We start from the raw sequence: 19,469 nt of genomic DNA, 5'->3' as shown, positions 1-19,469 counted from the left end.
CATTTTACAACAAACTAGCCAATACACCCATTTTTAAATCATAGGTAGATAAAGTTAATTGATTGATTTTCAATCTGCCCATGGTATAATTTGCCAAAAGTGCTGCAACAACGCACATGTCAACTCGTAAAGAAATCATTCCAGGCATAGCTGCTCTTTCTGCGTGGGTAGAATTTATTAGCTTTAAAGTAATTGAGATATATTCATCAAAGTTAAAGTCATAAGTTTTTGCTTCGCTAACATTAACTGGATAATTATATTTTTTTATTATCAATTCGGCAAATGTTTCGAATGCACCTGCCGAACCGATAAGCACTTTGGGTTGATGTTTTTCGCAAACCTCGAACAAATCGAGAAGCTCATTTTGAACTTTTGCGAGAATTAAGTTTTTCTCTTCATCGCTAATTGGGTCTGACTTAAAATATTGTTGCATTAGCCGTGCTGCACCAATGTTATAACTTTTTTTCCAGATTAATTTTTCGCTATCGCAAAGGATAAACTCTACGCTACCTCCTCCAATATCCATAATTAAAGAACAATCTTTAATTGCGCCACTTAATTTTACACCTTCATAAATTAGAGTAGCTTCTTCATCGCCAGATATAATTTCTATAGCAATATTGGCTTCTTCTCGAGCTGCCAAAACAAATTTTTTTCCATTTTCGGCACTTCTCACTGCAGATGTAGCAGTGGCTCTTACCTTATCAACATTGTATTCTGTAATAATTTTTCGAAAATCTTTCAAAGCATTTATGCCTCGTTCAAATGCTGCGGGAATAATTTGATTATCATTTATTTTACCTTCGCCAAGTTTAACAGGCATATTGGTTTTAAATAGAACTTTAAAATTTTTATCAGTTGATTCTGCAATAAGCAAATGGAAAGTGTTTGTTCCTAAGTCGATGATAGCAAAGCGCATATTTATAGTTTTTCACCCAAATATCGAGGTATAATTTTAAATATCCACGCAAATATCCGCCACCTTTTGCTTACATAAATTACTTCCTTCTTATGTTCTATTCCATCAATAATCTGTTTCGCAGCTTTTTTTACAGTAGTAACCCAAAACAGGTTATCGCCTTTTGCCATAGCTGTATCTACATAGCCTGGTCTGATATCCAGAATGTTAATAGGAATTTTCATTTTCCTGGCTTTCATTGCTAAGCCTTCCAGATAATTAATTTGGTAAGCTTTTGAAGCACTGTAGGCAGGGGCTTTATCATTTCCTCGTAAACCAGCTACAGATGTAATTGCAGCAATTTGTCCGGAACCTTGTAACTGGAAATAATCGAACGCAAAGGTTATCACATTTGTAAATGATCGGACATTTGTTCTTATAGTATCCTGCTCTATTAAATTATCAAGATTTTCATTTATTTCGCCATATCCTGCGCTGTAAATTAATATATCTAATCCGCCAAGTCTGTAAATTAAATCATTTAGATTTTCAACCAATTCAAATTCATCATTCACATCGAAACAAGAACCAAATATCTTTGTGGGATTTAAATTTTCTATCTCATTAAGCAAGGTTTGGCGTTTGCCGGTTATACCAACCGTATAGCCCTTAGCCGACATTTGAATTGCAAGCGACTTGCCCATGCCAGAAGTTGCACCAATGATTAAAACCTTTTTCAAAATAAGAGGGATGAGGTTGTTATACTAATTAAAAAGTAGATTTACGATGGTTCGAATGATAAATTAAGCTTAACACAGATAAGAGAAATCATTAATTCTACTGCAAAGCTCAGTTTTTATACCAAAACCATTTTATCATTTCTTTAAAGCTAGCTTTTTTTCCATACAATAAAATACCAACTCGGTAAATTCTTGCCGCAAACCAAACTGTACCAATAAAACCTATTATCAAAATACCCATTGATAAAGCTAATTCCCAACCAGGCACGCCATAAGGCAAGCGCACAACCATTGCAATAGGAGAGGTAAAAGGTATCATTGAAAGCCAAAAGGCAACACTTCCATAGGGATCATTCGTAACTACGCTTAACGATAGTGCATAACCTAAAAGGAGTGGCATCATTACCGGCATCATAAATTGTTGGGTTTCGGTTTCACTATCAACAGCTGAGCCAATTGCTGCATATAGTGCGCTGTAGAAGAGATAGCCGCCTAAAAAGTAGAAAATAAATACGGTTATAATTTTTCCGAAATCGAGGTTTTCTATACTTTTTTTAACGTTACCAAGTGGACCATCGTTTATTGCAGCTGCTTGTATTTGCTGTGCAGCAGGATTACCAGTAGAGACTTTTGAACTCGAAGCAACGATTTTTTTAGCATCATCTTTACTTACAAAAACACCAACAACCAATGCAGAGATAGAAAATGTGAGTACAATCCAAAGTAAAAATTGCGTTAATCCAACCATTGCAATGCCTATAATTTTACCCATCATCAATTGAAAAGGCTTTACTGAAGAAATCATAATTTCAATGATTCTGCTTGTTTTTTCTTCGATAACTCCACGCATAACTTGTACACCATAAAGCATAATAAACATAAACATCAATACACCGGCAACAAATGCGATGATTGTACTTGCACCGGCACTGCTATTTTCTTCTTCGCCGGTATCACCAATCTTTTTTGTATCGATGGTTACTTTGCTTTTCAGGTTATCCAAATCGGCTTGTGAAATTCCTGATTTTTTTAATTTATAATCTCTAATTAAATCTTCAATAGAATCTGAAATTTTGCCATCTAATGATAAGCCTGCTTGTTTTTTCCCAATTAGCTGAATTCCTTTTGGATTATCTACATTAAAATCAGGAAGTAATAAAACGTAATCAAATTTGCTTTTGCTTAGATTTTTTTTGAGACTTTCAAACGATTGATCTACATATTCGAACGTTACGTTTTTATTAGAAGTTAGTTTTTCTGTTAATGTTTTATTCTGGTTAACAACGGCAATGGTATCTGTTTTATCATTTATTCCTTTTATCGAAAAATAGATAATTAATCCATAAAAGCCTGCAATAATCAGTGGTGTTAAAAACGTCATAATAATGAACGATTTTTTCTTAACCCTTGATAAATATTCTCTCTTTATAATCAGTAAAATTTTATTCATGGCTTACTTTTTAACACGTTCAATAAAAATATCATTCATACTTGGTATCACTTCTTTTAAATGATTTATGCGAACCTGCGGAAGCAAAAATGCTAAAACTTGATTAACAGATGCGTCACCTTTGAGCTTAAATTTTAGGCATTTCCCCTCTTTTATATCATTGTGTTCAATAACATCAAACAACTCTAAGTTCACTAAATCTGCTGCTCCGCTATATTCAATTTGATAGGTATTGTTTCTATAACTTGCTTTGATATCATCAACGGAACCATCTAAAATTTTCTTTGATTTATCGATTAAGGCAATATTATCGCACAGTTCTTCAACGCTTTCCATTCTATGGGTAGAAAAGATAAATGTTGTACCCTTTGCATTTAATTCCAGTATTTCGTTTTTAATTAAATCTGCATTTACCGGGTCGAAACCAGAAAAAGGTTCATCGAGTATAATTAATTCGGGGTTGTGCAAGATTGTGGCAACAAACTGAACCTTCTGCTGCATGCCTTTGCTCAAGTCTTCAACTTTTTTATTCCACCAACCGCCCATATCAAACTTTTCGAACCAAAATTTTATTCTGGTTGTTGCTTCGGCTGTACTCAATCCTTTAAGTTTAGAGAGATAAAGAATTTGCTCTCCGATTTCCATTTTTTTGTACAAACCACGTTCTTCTGGTAAGTAACCAATTTGGTTGATGTGATTGGAGTTTAGTTTTTTTCCATTGAAGATAACTTCACCACTATCGGGCGCAGTTATTTGAGTTATAATTCTTATTAATGATGTTTTTCCTGCACCGTTTGGACCCAAAAGCCCGAAGATTTTACCGCGTTCTACTTCTAAACTTACATCATCGAGTGCACGATGGTTTGCATATTGTTTAACAATATTTTTGACGCTAAGCATAGTTAATTTCGTTTGTTTATTAGTCGTTAAAAAGGACTAAAGGTTACAGTGATAAATTTATAAATTTTATTCTTTTGATTTTGTTGACTACATAGTTTGATAAATTGATAATTTTTTGTTTTTCTTTTAGACCATTAAGGCATTAAGAGTAACTCGGGAAATGTGATTATAAGTGATATTTATTTCTTTTAGACCATGAGGCATAAGAATAAATCGGGAAATGTGATTATAACTGATATTTATTTCTTTCAGACCATTAAGGCATTAAGAATAAATTGGAAAATGTAATTATAAGGGATATTTACTTATTTTAGACCATTAAGGCATTAAGAATAAATCGGGAAATGTAATTATAGTGGATATTTATTTCTTTTAGACCATTAAGGCATTAAGAGTAAATCGGGAAATGTGATTATAAGGATATTTATTTCTTTCAGACCATTAAGGCATTAAGAGTAAATCGGGAAATGTGGTTATCAGGATATTTATTTCTTTCAGACCATTAAGGCATTAAGAGTAACTCGGGAAATGTGATTATAAGGGATATTTATTTCTGTAGACCATTAAGGCATTAAGAATAAAAATGGGAAATGTGATTTGAATTTTAAAAGCATTTTGTTCTTATAGTCTAAAGTTTAAAATAGATTCCAATAAAAAAACCGATGCCAAAGCATCGGTTTTCATTTATTATATTGATATTTTTTTATTCAAAATACTCTTTCATTCTATCAAAAAAGCTTTTTTCATTTTTACCAGGTTGTGGTTTGAAATTAGCAGAATCGCGTAGTTTTTCTAAAATACTGCGTTCTTCGCTGCTTAAAGCTTTTGGTGTCCAAACGTTGATGTGAATAATTTCATCACCTCTTTGGTACGAATTAACTTCAGGTAAACCTTTACCTTTTAAGCGCAATAATTTTCCGCTTTGTGTTCCTGGGTCGATTTTAATTTTTGCTTTACCATCAATGGTTGGTACTTCAATGCTTATACCTAAAGCTGCATCTGCAAAGCTTAAATGTAAATCGTAAACAATATTATTTCCTTCGCGTTTTAAAGTTTCGTGGACAGTTTCTTCAATTAAAATAATTAAATCTCCCGGAATGCCACCATTTGGTGCTGCATTTCCTTTACCACTCATGCTCAATTGCATGCCTTCGCTAACACCTGCAGGTATATTTATGGTTATGGTTTCTTCGCCACGAACAACGCCATCACCATGACAAACATTACATTTAGCCGTAATTTGTTGTCCACTACCATTACAAGTAGGGCATGTAGATGCAGTTTGCATTTGCCCTAAAATGGTGTTTGTAACTCTTCGAACCTGACCGCTTCCGCCACATGTACCACAAGTGCTTACTGATGATTTATCTTTTGCACCGGTTCCATCACATGTTTTGCAGGCAATTAGTTTATTTACTTTTATTTTCTTTTCAGCACCGTGAGCAATTTCTTCTAAAGTTAATTTAACTTTTATGCGCAAATTAGAGCCTTTAGCTACACGGCGACCACCACGTTGCTGACCTCCGCCTCCGCCACCAAAAAAGCTTTCGAATGGATTATGACCACCAAAAATATCTCCGAAATTACTGAAGATATCATCCATGTTCATATTTCCGCCGCCATAACCGCCAGAAGCACTGCTTCCCACACCAGCATGACCAAATTGATCGTAACGCTGTTTTTTCTCTGGATTACTTAGCACTTCATAAGCTTCGGCAGCTTCCTTAAACATATCTTCTGCAGCCTTATCACCAGGGTTTTTATCAGGGTGATATTTAATGGCCATTTTACGATAAGCTTTTTTAATCTCATCTGCCGGGGCGCTTTTATTTACGCCTAATACATCATAATAGTCTCTTTTACTCATCTCTATTTATAGAATGATTGAATTTTGAATGATTGATGAATTTTCGAATTTCATCATTCTGTATCTTTTTATTTACTAATTGTTTTAATGATTGAATTTTGAAGGATTGAATTAGAGAATGAACTAATCAATCACTCATTTTCACATTCAAAATTAGTTATGCTCCTACTACAACTTTCGCAAAGCGGATGACATTATCATTTAATGTGTAGCCTTTTTCAACCTCGTCAATAACTTTTCCTTTTAATGCATCATTTGGTGCAGGGATATTGGTTATAGCTTCGTGAAAATCAGTATTGAAATCTTTATTGATGCTTTCTACATCTTTAAGACCCTTTTGGGCTAGTGTATTTTTTAGTTTTGTGCTCACCAACAAAATACCTTCTTTAACTGGAGCAACATCTGCAGCTGTATCCATTGCTTTCAAAGCCCTGTCAAAATCATCCAATACAGGCAAAAGGGATACAATAACATCTTTGCCTGCTGTTTGTAACAACTCTACACGTTCTTTTTGAGTACGGCGTTTGTAGTTATCGAATTCGGCATATAAACGTAAATATTTATCGTTAAGTTGTTGAACTTCAGCTTGTAATTTTTCTTCAGCAGTTTGCTCTTCTACTTGTTCTACAGTTTCAGGAGCTTCAGAATTTTCTAAGTTTTGAGCCTCAGTATTTTCTGCTGAATTTTCAGTATTCATTATATTTTCTTCTGTATCGTTATTTTTCTTCTTATTGAACATAATATTAAGCTGAATTTTTTGTGGTAATCGCAACAATTTTGCCATAAACAGAAATCAGCCAAGCTGGCAGAATTGTAATCATTTAACTGATCAGTTTGACAGCAGACGTACAATTGCCGATTGTTGATTTACGATTTTGGCAGGAAAGGGGAATTTTGATTAATAGAAGAGTAATTACGATTTTAGATTTATAGATTTGGTATAATGTCAATCTAAAATCGTAATTCTATTAAGCTATTTGAGCATCTTCAATCACGATTCCATTTTCGCATTTAATAATTCGTGAAGGATAAGTTCTTATGATTTGATAATCGTGTGTAGCCATTAAAACGGCCGTACCGTTTTGGCTTATCTGTTTTAAAAGCGTAACAATTCCTTCTGATGTTTCAGGATCGAGATTTCCAGTAGGTTCATCTGCAAGAATGATTTCAGGGTCGTTTAGTAAAGCCCGGGCAATTACAATACGTTGTTGCTCTCCACCTGAAATTTCGTGAGGCATTTTTTTAATTTTAGAGCGTAAACCAACTTTATCTAAAACATCTTTTATGCGCTCATTAATTAGATTTGCATCTTTCCAGCCTGTGGCTTTCAAAACAAATTCTAAGTTTTTTTCTATTGTACGGTCGGTTAGTAACTGGAAATCCTGAAAAACAACACCCAATTTACGTCGTAAAAACGGAACCTGATTCTCTTTTAAGTTTTTTAAATCGAAACCTACAATATCTCCGTTTCCGTTACCAATGTGCAAATCGCCGTATAAAATTTTAAGCAAACTACTTTTACCAGAACCGGTTTGACCAATTAAGAACACGAATTCACCTTTTTCTATATGTAAATTTACGTTTGATAATACTAAGTGTTTTTGTTGAAAAACATCAACATTGCTTAAATGAATTACTGCGTTTTCTGCCATGTTATATTTCTAATTTTGCGATTTGTCCGAAGGGCAAATCTTTAACCATTTCCATTATATATTCTTGCTTATCGCCTAAACCAAGTTTAACAAGCGATTTATCGGGTCTATCTACTCTAAAGTAAGCTAGTAGCGTAAACTTATCGTCTCTAAGCTGAACATAATCGGGAATTTTGGCTATGCCTTTAACTTTAATGATATACATTGTGTCCAAAAATAGCTATTTAAGCTGAAAGCTGAAAGGTAAAAAAGCCAAAGCGTAGATGCAATGTGAGTTGCTTGTTAGTTCGATTTTTATTTTCTTTCATATTATTGAAGCTGCTTTTTTAGTTAACGTCACCTTGAATTCATTTCAGGGTCAATTTTGCAGGAAATATGTTGAAATATATTCACCAATACGGCGATAAAATAGCAGGCCTGTTAAGTTTAAGAATCAAATTCAGGTTCTATAAGCTATTTAAATTGTTTCCAACGGCGTCAAAGCTTTGTATCTAAACCCGATCGAAGCGAGATGCTACCGATTTTTCATCGGGAGCAGAAGCGTGAGCGGGGCTGAAAACCTCCAAGCGCATATAACCCTAAATTTCCAAAAATTTTTTTTAGATTATTAATAAGTGATTCTCAACTTTTAATGTCGTTTAAATAATTATAAATCTAAAAGAGTAGGTTTTTTTTGGAAATGAACGTACGGTTTTTCATCGGGAATAGCAGTCCTGTCATTCGCTGTAGCCCTCATTGAAGAAATTCGGGGCTGCCGCTCCTGCCAGGTTTAGAATGAAAGGATAGTGCAATTAAAACATCCTTTAAACCTGATTTGGATTGTTAATTATCCATCACATTAGTAATAAGCTGCTTTTTTATATAACGTTACCCTGAATTCATTTCAGGGTCTATTTTGCAGGAAAGATGCCGAATTAAATTCAGCAAGACGTGTCTTACAAGCAATACGGCGATAAACACAGCAAAATATTAAGTTCAAATCAAACTTAGGTTTCTAAGAGTTAGTACTACTTAAATCAACTCATTCAAAAACTCAACGGTATTTACATCATCAGCATAATCCCAAAGCTTAGGGTGTTGACTTTGCCCAAAACCATATGTTTTCAAATTCAATGGAGAATTTGTGATTACGCATTGAATTTGTGCAGATTTATCTTTAAGTTTTTCCTCAACCTCCTTTAATTCGTTATATTCTTCATAAAATAAAACAGCCAATGGTGAAGCCAAACTTTCATCTTCTTTTAGTAATAAAAAGCCATTATCAAAATGTTTTGCGGTATTTACTAGATATATAGATTTGTTGTAATCGTAATTGTTGTTGTATTTAAAGTGATTTATTGTAGGCTGAAAGCTTTCTATGCCTTCATAAAATTTTGCAATATCGTAACCTTTTGGATAATAAATTTTAGAAACATTTCTGCAGCCTAATCCAAAGTAATCAAATATATCAGCACCTAAATTCTGGATATCATCAAATGATTCATCTCCATTTAATACAGCCACACTATTTCTGTTTTTCCTGATGATGTTTGGAACTTTACCAAAATAGTAATCAAAATATCGGGATGAATTATTGCTTCCTGTAGCAATAACGGCATCAAAATCTTTTAATCGTTCTACGTATTCTATTCTATCTTCGAAACCAGTTTCTGTATTTATAAGTTCTGAGATGATGGTTTTGATTAATTTATCATCTGATGAAGAAAGCTTTATTAGTGCAATATTTCCAGTTGCCAGAACGGTCAAAACATCGTGTAGCCCAACCATGGGGATGTTACCCGCAAGGATTAACCCAATTTTTTTTGGCGAATTACTAAATTTAATCGATTTAAACCACTCGTCAATATCATTATCGTTAAGCATTTCTGCGAAAGATGAAACTGATTTTCTTACATTTTCTTCCGTGAACCAGGCGTTACTGTTTTGAGCAGAAATGATAGAATTTTCTAAAATATCAGTAGGATTGGAAAGCGCTTTGCCCAAACGTTTATAGGCAATAATTACTTTATCTATATTTAAAACTGACATATTTAGAATTATTATTAAATGATTAAGTGCTATATTTGCAGCGCAAAGGTAAACTAAGCAAAAGAATTAGACGAAAACATGGCGATTAAAATAACAGACGAATGTATAAATTGTGGGGCTTGCGAACCAGAATGTCCTAACAACGCAATATATGATGCCGGTACAGCTTGGCGTTTTTCTGACGGTACCAATTTAAACGGAATTATTGATTTTGGTAATCAACAAATTGAAGCTGATGCATCGCAAGAAGCAGTTTCTGATGAGGTTTATTATATCGTATCGGATAAATGTACAGAATGTAAGGGATTTCATGATGAACCTCAATGTGCCGCGGTTTGCCCGGTAGATTGTTGTGTAGATGATGAAGATATCCGTGAAACAGAAGAAGAATTGTTAGCGAAAAAAGCCTGGTTACATCAAGAAAATTAAACTTTTAGAATAACAATTTTTATAATATTTAAGTCCCGATGCAAATCGGGACTTTATTTTTTACAGCTAATTAATGGCTTTGTAAATTATCGAGTGAAATTTTCCGGCAATTTCGCCGTGAGAAAATGGCCACTGCTGAACATAAATTTGAGCAACAATTTTCTTTTTTGGATCTACCCAGAAATTGGAACCAAAGAAACCTCCCCAACTGTAGGAGCCAACGCTTTTATTAGAATTTTTCGCTCCTTTTGCAGTCACAACTTCAAATCCTAAACCAAATGTATTATCTCCGAAAGGAATGCTTCCTATTTGGTTGGTAGTCATTAAATTAACGCTGTTTTCCGAAAGTATTCTTTTCCCATTATACGTGCCACCATTCAGTAACATTTGCAGAAAAACTCCATAATCTTTTGAGGTGGAAACCAAGCCCGCTCCGCCAGCGAAATAACCGTTTTCATTAATTGGATAATTAATTGTTGCTCCTGGAAAAGTACCATCTTTCCAAACTTTTACCTGATGTGTTTTTTCGTCTTCTGTATAAACAGTGGCTAATCTATTCTGTTTACTTTTAGGAAGTGCGAAATACGTATCAACCATATTAAGTGGCACAAAAATTCTTTGCTTAAAAAAACTATCTAAGCTTAAACCTGAAGCTACTTCAACCAATCTACCTAAAACATCCATGCTTAGGCTATAATGCCAGCTTTCTCCAGGTTGATTTGCAAGCGGTAAGGCTCCCAATTTATTGATTTCTGTTTCTAAAAGTTTTTTATGAATAACAAAACCGGCTTCGATGCCCGCTTTTGCATATATCGCATTCATCTCCGGAGATCCAATTTGGGCATAGCCAAGCCCGGAAGTATGGGTGAGTAATTCTCTGATGGTAACTTCGTGATTTGCTGGTTTTGTAGTATAGCTCGAATCAGAAGGATTAAACTTATCTAATACTTTTGGATTTTTAAAAGCTGGAATGTAATTCGAAATCGGATCATCCAATTTAAATTTACCTTCATCAAATAAAATCATCACAGCAGTACAAGTAACAGCTTTAGTTTGCGAGGCAATTCTTAAAATATCATCGGTTTTCAACGGTCTGTTCAAATTATTACCGAAGGCTTTATTATACACAGTTTTACCATCAACAGCAATGTTCGCGGTAATGCCTTTAATCCATCCTTTGCTTAAATACTCTTTAAATAAAGCATCTATTTTTGAAAGCTCAACAATTGAAACTTTTTGTTGAGTAGTTTGCGCAACTGCTGAACTCCAAATAAGGAAAGCAATAAGGATATTTGAATATATAATCTTTTTCATGAACGATATTGATTAATCGATATCGCTTTTGTTTGGAATAATTAGCACCGGGCAAGCCGATTTTCTGGCCACATGCTCCGCAACACTGCCCATTAAAAAGTGGTATAAACCTGTTCTGCCATAAGTGCCGATTACAATTAAATCAGAACCCCATTCATCAGATTGTTGAATTATACCATGAGCTGCAGTATCAACTACACATAGGTAGGTAGTTTTAATTCCGCCAGAAAATTTGTTTTCCATTTCCTTTAATAGTACGTGACTGTTTTCATCGCTATTATCATAAGTCTCTAAAAAAACAGGAGCAAGGGTTAAATCAGGATTAACGTTTGCTGGTATAGGCTCAATGATGTTAACCAGTGCAACTTCTGCATCAAATTTGACTGCAATTTCGTAACCTGCTTTAGCCGCTTTTTCAGAGCAAGTGCTATTATCAACGGCTATTAGTATTTTCTTAAAGTTCATGGTAAGGAGATTTAGTTTTTATCTTCATAAAATTAACAAAATTGCAATCAAAATGTTAGTCGCTTACTGGAATTTCTTAAGTTTACCTCAGAATTGTGCCAATAATCAAAATGGAAAATCAATACGGTATTTGCAGAGTTGCAGTCGCACCTTTAAGGGCAAGCGCATCTGATAAAGCAGAAATTGTTTCGCAGCTACTTTTTGGCGAACATGTTGAAATTATTCAGAAAGAAGAGCGATGGTGGCTAATACAGAATGGTTATGACGGTTACGAAGGTTGGATGGATTTTAGGCAGCTGGCCCCTATAACACAGCAGGAATTTATTGAAATGCAAGATTGCAAATTCCTATCACCTTTAAATTTCGATAATACTTTAACAGCAACTGATGGAAGCTTGTATCATTTAAGCCCGGCCAGCAATTTGCCATATTTAGCCGATGGATATTGTTATGCTGGTAAGGAAAAGTTCAAATTAAATTTTATACCTCACGATAGTTCAAAAGCCAATTTCAAAGCAGAAGTTGAATCAACAGCTAAATTTTTTCAAAATATTCCGTACCTGTGGGGAGGTAGAAACTTATTCGGTTTAGATTGTTCTGGCTTTGTACAAGCTGTTTTTAAAATGCTTAACATTAAATTAAACAGAGATGCATCTCAGCAAGCGGAGCAAGGAGAATTAGTAGGTTTTTTAGCTGAATGTAAACCTGGCGATGTAGCATTTTTTGATAATGCCGAGGGAAAAATCACCCATGTTGGTATTATGCTAGGTCCGAATGAGATTATTCATTCTTCAGCAAAAGTAAAAATCGACCCTATTGATGACCAAGGGATTTTTAATAGAGAATTGGGCGTTTACAGCCATAAACTTAGAATTATAAAGCGTTTTGTGGAATAAGCATTAAAGTTGCATCATGGTATAAAACTGATTCTATGGCAACCTCCGTTAAAATTTCAATTAACAATCCTTGTAATAAAAAATGGTTAAACATGCAAGCTAATGAGATCGGCCGATTTTGCAGTTCATGCCAAAAGTCTGTTATTGATTTTACCCAATTTTCTGATCACGATTTAAAAATTTGGCTAACTAAAAATCAAGGCCTTAGCTGCGGAAGGTTTAAACCCGAACAAATTAATCGGTTAATTGAGATAAAACCCATCTTTTCGATGGATAGATTTAAGCCAAGTTTAATTGCTGCCTCATTAGTTGCCTTTTTAAGTATTCCGAAGTTAAGTGGCGCAATCAATAAATCTTATCCAACACATCAAACCGATGCAAAGAAGTTTGCAATCGAAAAAAGTGTTTCGCCACTCGAAAATGATTCTATCACCATAAAAGGAAAAGTTATTGATAGTGATGAAAGTTTGCCAATAATTGGTGGACGTGTGAGAATAAAGGGAACAACCGTTGCTACAGTTACCGATAAGGATGGAAATTTCGAAATCAGAGTAAACAAAAACCGCTTCAAAAATGGACTGATGCTAGAATGTATTTATATAGGATTTGAAAGCCAGAATTTTAAAATAAATCTAAAAAAAACTGAACCCCTTACCATCACCATGAAAATGAAATATAGTATTTTAGGTGGTTTCGGGGTGATAAAGACACCAACTTTTTTAAATAGGGTTAGTCGCTTTCTTAATGCTTAAAACATTATAATCCATCTCCAAAATCATTATTTGCTTATCATCCCTGATAAGATAAACATCCCGCCATTGCTCCACTCATTTATGAATGGAGTATTTAGAACAAATTCCAAATCAGTTTATAATAATGAAGATACTTTTAATGCTCATCACTCTTTTTGTTTTCACTTATAAAGGTTTCAGTCAAAACAAATTATCTAAAAGCAAACAAGCCAGCGATGCTACATTTGTTTATAAAATTAATGACAACGAGGTTGTTAGCGTTTTAAATAAGAAAAAAGCTAATGATAGTTTTTACCACACTTTAATCAGCCCTGATTATTACAAAGATTACAAAAAGACCGATTTACCTTACGGAAATTACCTGCTTGTAAATGCCAGCGGAGGTGCTATCAATTCGAGTTTACATTGCGAAAACAATGTTTTACTACAATTTATTAATAACGAAAAGGATTTTCAGTTTTACATAACAGATGTAAAAGGAAACCTAATTACTAGTGCTTTTGTAGAAATTGACGGTAAAAAACGAGCTCAATATGATGCTAAAGCGAAACTATATAGAAGTACGTATACCAAAGAAGCTGGCAAACCAAAAGAAGAAGGTGTTATTAAAGTGGTGCACGATGGGATAAGTAATTTCTTTGAGTACGATGTTGCTGATAACAATTACTATGATGATGATAGGGAAGACTGGTCTTTCTTTAAAAAAGTAGCTTATTCGTTCCCGACAAAATATTTTTGGCAACCGTTTAAATCGGTTTTTAAAAAGAAAAGAAGTGTTAAACCATTGTTTTCGGGCTACATGGTTTTTAGCAAACCGATGTATAAGCCGCTCGATACTGTAAAATTTAAAGCTTTTATTATTAATGCCAACGGCGGAAACATCAAAAACAGAGCGGCAGATGTGATTTTACAAACTGATGGTGCTAAAAAAATATTAGCTACCATCAACCCATACAAAAATGGGGGTTACGAATATAGTTTCGTGCTTGCAGATAGTTTAAGCCTAAAGCTGGATAGAAATTATGGTGTTAGTTTGGAAGAAAAGTCTAAAAAGCCGAGGAAAGCGCTTCGCATCAGCAATAATTTCCGTTATGAAGATTATGAACTTAAATCACTTGATTTTTCGCTACGAACAGATAGAAATGAGCAAACAAAAGATAGTTTAATTACTGTTTATTTTAAAGCAACCGACGAAAATGAATTGGCAGTGCCTGATGGTAGAGTAGAACTTACATTAACTACTGGTGATATAAGTTATTATACCGATAAAAAGGTTTTTGTACCTGATACACTTTGGCAAAAGACTATCACGCTAGATCCTGTTGGCGAAACTAAACTTGTTCTTCCTACTGATATTTTTCCCAAAGCGAACCTTAGGTTTAATTTAGATGCGAAATTCTTAAACAGTAACAACGAAGTGAGAACGGCTTCTAAATCTCTAACCTATAACGATTGGAAGAGTTCGAAGAAGGCCGTTAAACCAATTGAAATAAAATCTGAATTTAGAAAAGACAGTTTGGTTATCAACTATTTGGTAAATGGTAAAAGCGAAAGTCAACTAGCTAAAATAATTAGCTATGCAGAAGATGATGTAGTGATCAATTCGCAAAATATTACCTTGCCTTATATGGCAAAGACCGATTATAGAGCCGAATACATCGAAATACAAACCCCAAAAGATACTGCAACCATTTATATCACATCATTAAAACCCGAACTGCAAATTAACGCCGTACAAAATAAAGATAGTTTGCGTGTGGTGGTTATTAACGAATATAAAGTGCCTTTTTGGTACACTATTTTTGCAGATAATAAAGTCTTTTTAAGAGGTTACACTAATAATTTAGATACGCTGATAAAAAACGATAGCCGAAAAGCTAGCCATATACGCATCAATTATTTTTGGGATGGAGATGAAGAAACAAGGGAAGTAAGCACATTTTACAATCCTTACCAGTTAAATTTAAAATTGATTGCGCCGGATATGGTTTATCCTGGGCAAAAGGTGAATATGTTAGTCAAGGTTACAGATATTAACCGCAAACCTGTACCCGAAACAGATGTAACGGCACAAGCTTTCACATCCAAATTTAAGGATATTCCGAATGTTAGATTGCCGTACATGGGAAGGAAATATTTGGTGCACAAATCCAATAAAATAAAGGTTGAGGCTGACGAAGCCAACGGCAGTGTTAGTACCATTTTAGACCAGATGGCTTGGACTAAATGGAGCAAAAACTTAGGGTTAGATACCATTGAGTATTTTAGGTTTATGCATCCCGAACCAATTTATAATGTAATTGAAAGCGCTAATGATACCACCACACAGGTTGCGCCTTTTGTGGTTTTTGATGGTGCCATTTTACCTGCTAACATTGTTTATATTGATAATATTCCTGTGTTTTTTAATCAGGCGCAACAATTACAGCGTTACTCTTTTGTGGTAAAACCAGGTTTTCACGATTTTAAAATCCGCACTGCGGATAAACTGATAACATTAAAAAATTACAACATCACCGCCGGTAAAAAAACAATTTTCAGCGTGTTGGCAGATACCACTAATGCTTTGGTTACGGTAAGCAAGCCAACTATTCTTAGTGCATCCGAAAGCCAGGAATTGGATAATTACATGCTTAAGGTTACCAATAATTTTGCGCTCCAAAAACCTACTATCTCGGCTGCCACTTCTGAAACTCGGTTACTGATTAACCCTAATAATCGCCCAGAAAATCCATTGTTAATTGGCCCAATAAGAGAAAATGCCCTAGTTTTCGATAATGAAAAATTCAAACAATCTTTTACCAAAGAAACGAGTTACACCTATACTTTTGAACCAGGATTAATCAAACAAAAATCAAATGCCACAAAATATGCTTTTGATACTAAACTATCTGCATATACAGGCAATGGCAATACAAAATTTGCCGATGAATATGCTGTAAAAAAGAATGAAATTGATAAAATTTGGTTAGATTTTATGGATTTGAGAAGTAGAACAACACAACTTTTCTACAATGCAAGTTTAATCGGACACAAAGGTACAGGCAAGTTGAGGTATGACATTGATACTGCCTTTACAAACCACATCCCATACGTTAAAAATCTATTCATTTATAAAACTAACCAAGCCAACTATTTGCGCATTCATAAAGGTGAAATAAATACAGATGTATTGGATAGCGGCAAATACAAAATCCTGTTTTTATTAAAGGATAACAGCTATTTTATTGCAGATGGTATCAATATAAAAGCAAATGGTGCAAATTATTACAAATGGAATTTCTTAAAAATTGCAGCAGCCGATGCTTTCAGCACAAAAATGGATAGTATTATAAAATCTACGCCTAAAATAGGGAATTACAGTAGCGAAGGTGGAACCTATGTTTCAGAAAAAATCCAAACCTTTTTTAATAGTTATTTATTTGATAAAAATGAGCTCAAAAACACATTGCAAGGAAGAGTTTTATCTAGCCTAACTAATAAACCAATATCAGGTATTGTCGTAGAGGTTGTAGGTTTAGATATAAAAACCATCAGCGATGCTAAAGGATTTTTTAGTTTTAAAACACCAGAAAAGGGAGCTATAAAAATATCTACCACAAGATATTACGATAAAGTATTTGATATAGTAAATGGCTCAGTTGGAGATATTTTACTTGATACAATTGATAACAATTTGAAAGGCGTTGAAATAGTTGGTTATGGAGCGGTTAGAAAACAAAATATGACTGCTAGTGCAACGATGTCTATAAGTTCTAACGATGAGCTAAATTATGCCTTGCAAGGTAAATCTGCTGGCCTAGAACTTCAAGAAGTTTCAATGATTTCAATAAGAGGTTCGTCAACATTATCTCCCAACAAAAAACCATTAATTATTTTAGATGGATTGCCTTTTGATGGCGATATTAATGTTTTGGATAAAGATTTAGTAAAAGATATTACTATCCTTAAAGATGCCAGCGCAACTGCAATTTATGGTGCTAGAGCTGCAAATGGGGTAATCATCATTAAAAGCAAAAAAGGGAATTTAGCAACCAACCTTGCCGGTGAGCCAGTTGCACAACAACAAACTATGCGCAGCAATTTTAATGATGAAGGCTTTTGGCAATCAAAATTAATTACTGATGAAAACGGTGTGGCTAAGTTTACCGTAAAGTTTCCGGATGATATTACCAAATGGACAACACGGGTTATGGCTATGAATGGAAACAGGCAGACAGGCTACACGGAAGGAAACATTAAATCTTTTAAATCGCTAAGTGCAAATTTTGTTTCGCCGCTTTTTGCAACTATTGGGGATAGCATTAAAGTAATTGGCAAATTGATGAACTATACACCAATAGAAGAGAGCGGAGTTCGAAAATTTTTGTACAACGGCAAAGAGTTTAAGAATAGCATAGTAAAGTTCAAAAATTCTCACATTGATACGGTTGGCATCAACGTGACCTCGAAAGATAGCTTAAATTTTGAATATACTTTGGCACAAGAGAATGGATATTTTGACGGCGAGCGAAGAAAAATACCGGTATTTGAAGCCGGCGTGAAAGAAACGAAAGGTTACTTTTCAGCTTTGCTTAAAGATACCACGATCAATTTTGGTTTCGATAAGCAACTTGGAAAAATTACGATTAGAGCAGAAGCTTCTATTTTTCCAACATTGTTGGATGAAATGACCAAGGTGCGTAATTATGAATATTTATGTAATGAGCAATTGGCGTCGAAATTGAAATCGTTACTGCTAGAAAAACAGCTTAGAAAGTATTTAAACCAAACTTTTGCCCACGAAAAGGATATCAATTTTATTTTAAAGAAACTCTATCAAACTAAAAATCCGCAAGGCACATGGGGTTGGTGGCAAAATAGTAACGAAGAAATCTGGATTAGTTTACATGTTGTTGAAGCACTTTTGCTAGCCGAAAAACAAGGATATAAAATAGAGCTTAACAAAGATGTTTTACGGAGCTACTTGATTTCTAAAATGCAAGAAAGTCCTAATTATAGTCAGCTGCAAACCATAAAGCTTTTAAAACTACTTGATGATAAATATGATTTTAAAGCTTGGCTATTGGCTTTCGAAAAACAGGAATTAGAAAAAGAACGGAAACGAGAAGAGAGTATTTCTCCAGAACTTTTGACCGTGAAAAACAGAATATCCTACAAAAGCACTTATTCTATATTAGAAATGATGTTGCTTAAACAAAATGCAGGAATTCAAATCGATTTAACAGATTTACTTAAACTGAAAAAGCAGACCATGTTTGGCAGTATTTATTGGGGCGAAGAAAATATCCGTTTTTGGGATAACAGTATTGAAAATACATTGCTGGCATATAAAATATTGAGGAATGCTGGTGGTTACGAAAATGAATTGGAGAAAATTACATTATACTTTTTGGAGCAGCGTAAAGATGGGCAATGGCGAAATACTTATGAAGCTTCGTTGATTTTAGAAACCATTTTGCCAGAATTAATTTCCGGAACTAAAAAGGATGAACCTGCCTCAATCAAAATTAACGAACAAACGGTAAATCAATTTCCTTTTGATAAAACCATTAATAATCCTACGGATTTAAAGGTTGCCAAATCAGGAAAAATGGCTGTTTATTTTACCGCTTATCAGCAATTTCAAAATGCTAAACCACAAAAAATAGATAAGGATTTTAAAGTTAATTCTAGTTTAATACAAAATGGAAGCTTTGTAACTAAATTAAAAGCAGGAACTTTAACAAAACTGAAAGTCGAAGTAGAAGTTAAAGCTGATGCAGATTATGTGATGATTGAAATTCCTATTCCAGCAGGATGTTCTTACGAAAACAAAGTGCAAAATTTTTGGGGTATAGAAACACATAGAGAGTATTTTAAAAACAAAACATCAATCTTCTGCTCAAAACTAAAACAGGGAAAATATACTTTTGAAATAGATTTAATGCCGAGGTATTCTGGTTCGTATGTTTTAAATCCAGCAAGAGCAGAAATGATGTATTTCCCTGTTTTTTATGGAAGAGAAGGGATGAAGATGGTTGGGATAAATTAGAAATTTGGTCATTGCGAGGCACTAAGCAATCTTATTGCACTAGT

Annotated in this window: 15 protein-coding genes; 4 read left to right on the top strand and 11 right to left on the bottom strand. The window is 34.2% G+C overall.

What is annotated here, in order from left to right; genetic code table 11:
- Positions 1-4: 4 nt before the first annotated feature.
- From D7004_RS07975 to D7004_RS07935, 9 genes are all read right to left on the bottom strand, one after another.
- A complete protein-coding gene (locus D7004_RS07975; protein ID WP_123205351.1) occupies positions 5-919 on the bottom strand; it encodes a Ppx/GppA phosphatase family protein in 915 nt (304 codons plus the stop codon).
- A gap of 2 nt (positions 920-921) precedes the next feature.
- Positions 922-1,638: an SDR family NAD(P)-dependent oxidoreductase gene (locus D7004_RS07970; RefSeq protein ID WP_123205350.1), complete on the bottom strand. Its 717-nt coding sequence runs from the start codon at positions 1,636-1,638 to the stop codon at positions 922-924.
- A gap of 109 nt (positions 1,639-1,747) precedes the next feature.
- Positions 1,748-3,088, bottom strand: coding sequence for an ABC transporter permease (locus tag D7004_RS07965; protein ID WP_123205349.1), 1,341 nt, complete (start codon positions 3,086-3,088; stop codon positions 1,748-1,750).
- Positions 3,089-3,091: 3 nt separating this feature from the next.
- Complete coding sequence (locus D7004_RS07960) at positions 3,092-3,988, bottom strand: ABC transporter ATP-binding protein (RefSeq protein ID WP_123205348.1); 897 nt, start codon at positions 3,986-3,988, stop codon at positions 3,092-3,094.
- Between the two features lie 703 nt (positions 3,989-4,691).
- Positions 4,692-5,855 carry a molecular chaperone DnaJ gene (dnaJ, locus tag D7004_RS07955; RefSeq protein ID WP_123205347.1) on the bottom strand — a complete coding sequence of 388 codons (1,164 nt, stop codon included), beginning with the start codon at positions 5,853-5,855 and terminating at the stop codon, positions 4,692-4,694.
- 157 nt (positions 5,856-6,012) lie between these two features.
- A complete protein-coding gene (locus tag D7004_RS07950; RefSeq protein ID WP_123205627.1) occupies positions 6,013-6,594 on the bottom strand; it encodes a nucleotide exchange factor GrpE in 582 nt (193 codons plus the stop codon).
- A 229-nt stretch (positions 6,595-6,823) separates the two neighbouring features.
- On the bottom strand, positions 6,824-7,507 hold the full coding sequence (locus D7004_RS07945) for a cell division ATP-binding protein FtsE (RefSeq protein WP_123205346.1): 684 nt from the start codon (positions 7,505-7,507) through the stop codon (positions 6,824-6,826).
- 1 nt (position 7,508) lies between these two features.
- Positions 7,509-7,712 carry a fructose-6-phosphate aldolase gene (locus D7004_RS07940; protein WP_123205345.1) on the bottom strand — a complete coding sequence of 68 codons (204 nt, stop codon included), beginning with the start codon at positions 7,710-7,712 and terminating at the stop codon, positions 7,509-7,511.
- Between the two features lie 806 nt (positions 7,713-8,518).
- The gene (locus D7004_RS07935; protein WP_123205344.1) at positions 8,519-9,535 is read right to left on the bottom strand and encodes an acyl-CoA reductase; all 1,017 of its coding nucleotides are present in this window, start codon (positions 9,533-9,535) and stop codon (positions 8,519-8,521) included.
- 78 nt (positions 9,536-9,613) lie between these two features.
- On the opposite strand from D7004_RS07935, the gene D7004_RS07930 reads away from it, so the two are divergent.
- Positions 9,614-9,964 carry a 4Fe-4S dicluster domain-containing protein gene (locus tag D7004_RS07930; protein WP_123205343.1) on the top strand — a complete coding sequence of 117 codons (351 nt, stop codon included), beginning with the start codon at positions 9,614-9,616 and terminating at the stop codon, positions 9,962-9,964.
- Between the two features lie 66 nt (positions 9,965-10,030).
- Here the strand turns inward: D7004_RS07930 and D7004_RS07925 are convergent, their stop codons facing one another.
- Together D7004_RS07925 and D7004_RS07920 are read right to left on the bottom strand one after the other, a co-directional pair.
- The gene (locus tag D7004_RS07925) at positions 10,031-11,278 is read right to left on the bottom strand and encodes a serine hydrolase domain-containing protein (RefSeq protein WP_123205342.1); all 1,248 of its coding nucleotides are present in this window, start codon (positions 11,276-11,278) and stop codon (positions 10,031-10,033) included.
- A gap of 12 nt (positions 11,279-11,290) precedes the next feature.
- On the bottom strand, positions 11,291-11,743 hold the full coding sequence (locus D7004_RS07920) for a universal stress protein (RefSeq protein ID WP_123205341.1): 453 nt from the start codon (positions 11,741-11,743) through the stop codon (positions 11,291-11,293).
- Between the two features lie 110 nt (positions 11,744-11,853).
- Between D7004_RS07920 and D7004_RS07915 the strand changes: the two genes are divergently transcribed.
- The 3 genes from D7004_RS07915 to D7004_RS07905 all read left to right on the top strand — a co-directional run bounded on the left by D7004_RS07915 (position 11,854) and on the right by D7004_RS07905 (position 19,425).
- Entirely contained in the window at positions 11,854-12,639 is a 786-nt protein-coding gene (locus D7004_RS07915; RefSeq protein ID WP_123205340.1) for a C40 family peptidase, read from the top strand.
- A gap of 269 nt (positions 12,640-12,908) precedes the next feature.
- Positions 12,909-13,391, top strand: a complete 483-nt coding sequence (locus D7004_RS07910; protein WP_167459448.1) for a carboxypeptidase-like regulatory domain-containing protein — start codon at positions 12,909-12,911, stop codon at positions 13,389-13,391.
- A gap of 124 nt (positions 13,392-13,515) precedes the next feature.
- A complete protein-coding gene (locus D7004_RS07905) occupies positions 13,516-19,425 on the top strand; it encodes an alpha-2-macroglobulin family protein (protein WP_167459447.1) in 5,910 nt (1,969 codons plus the stop codon).
- Positions 19,426-19,469 lie beyond the last annotated feature (44 nt).

Source organism: Pedobacter jejuensis, assembly GCF_003725795.1.
In the GTDB taxonomy this organism is placed as follows: domain Bacteria; phylum Bacteroidota; class Bacteroidia; order Sphingobacteriales; family Sphingobacteriaceae; genus Pedobacter; species Pedobacter jejuensis.
Note: the sequence above shows the minus strand (reverse complement) of the source record. Positions and strands in the feature narration are given on the sequence as shown.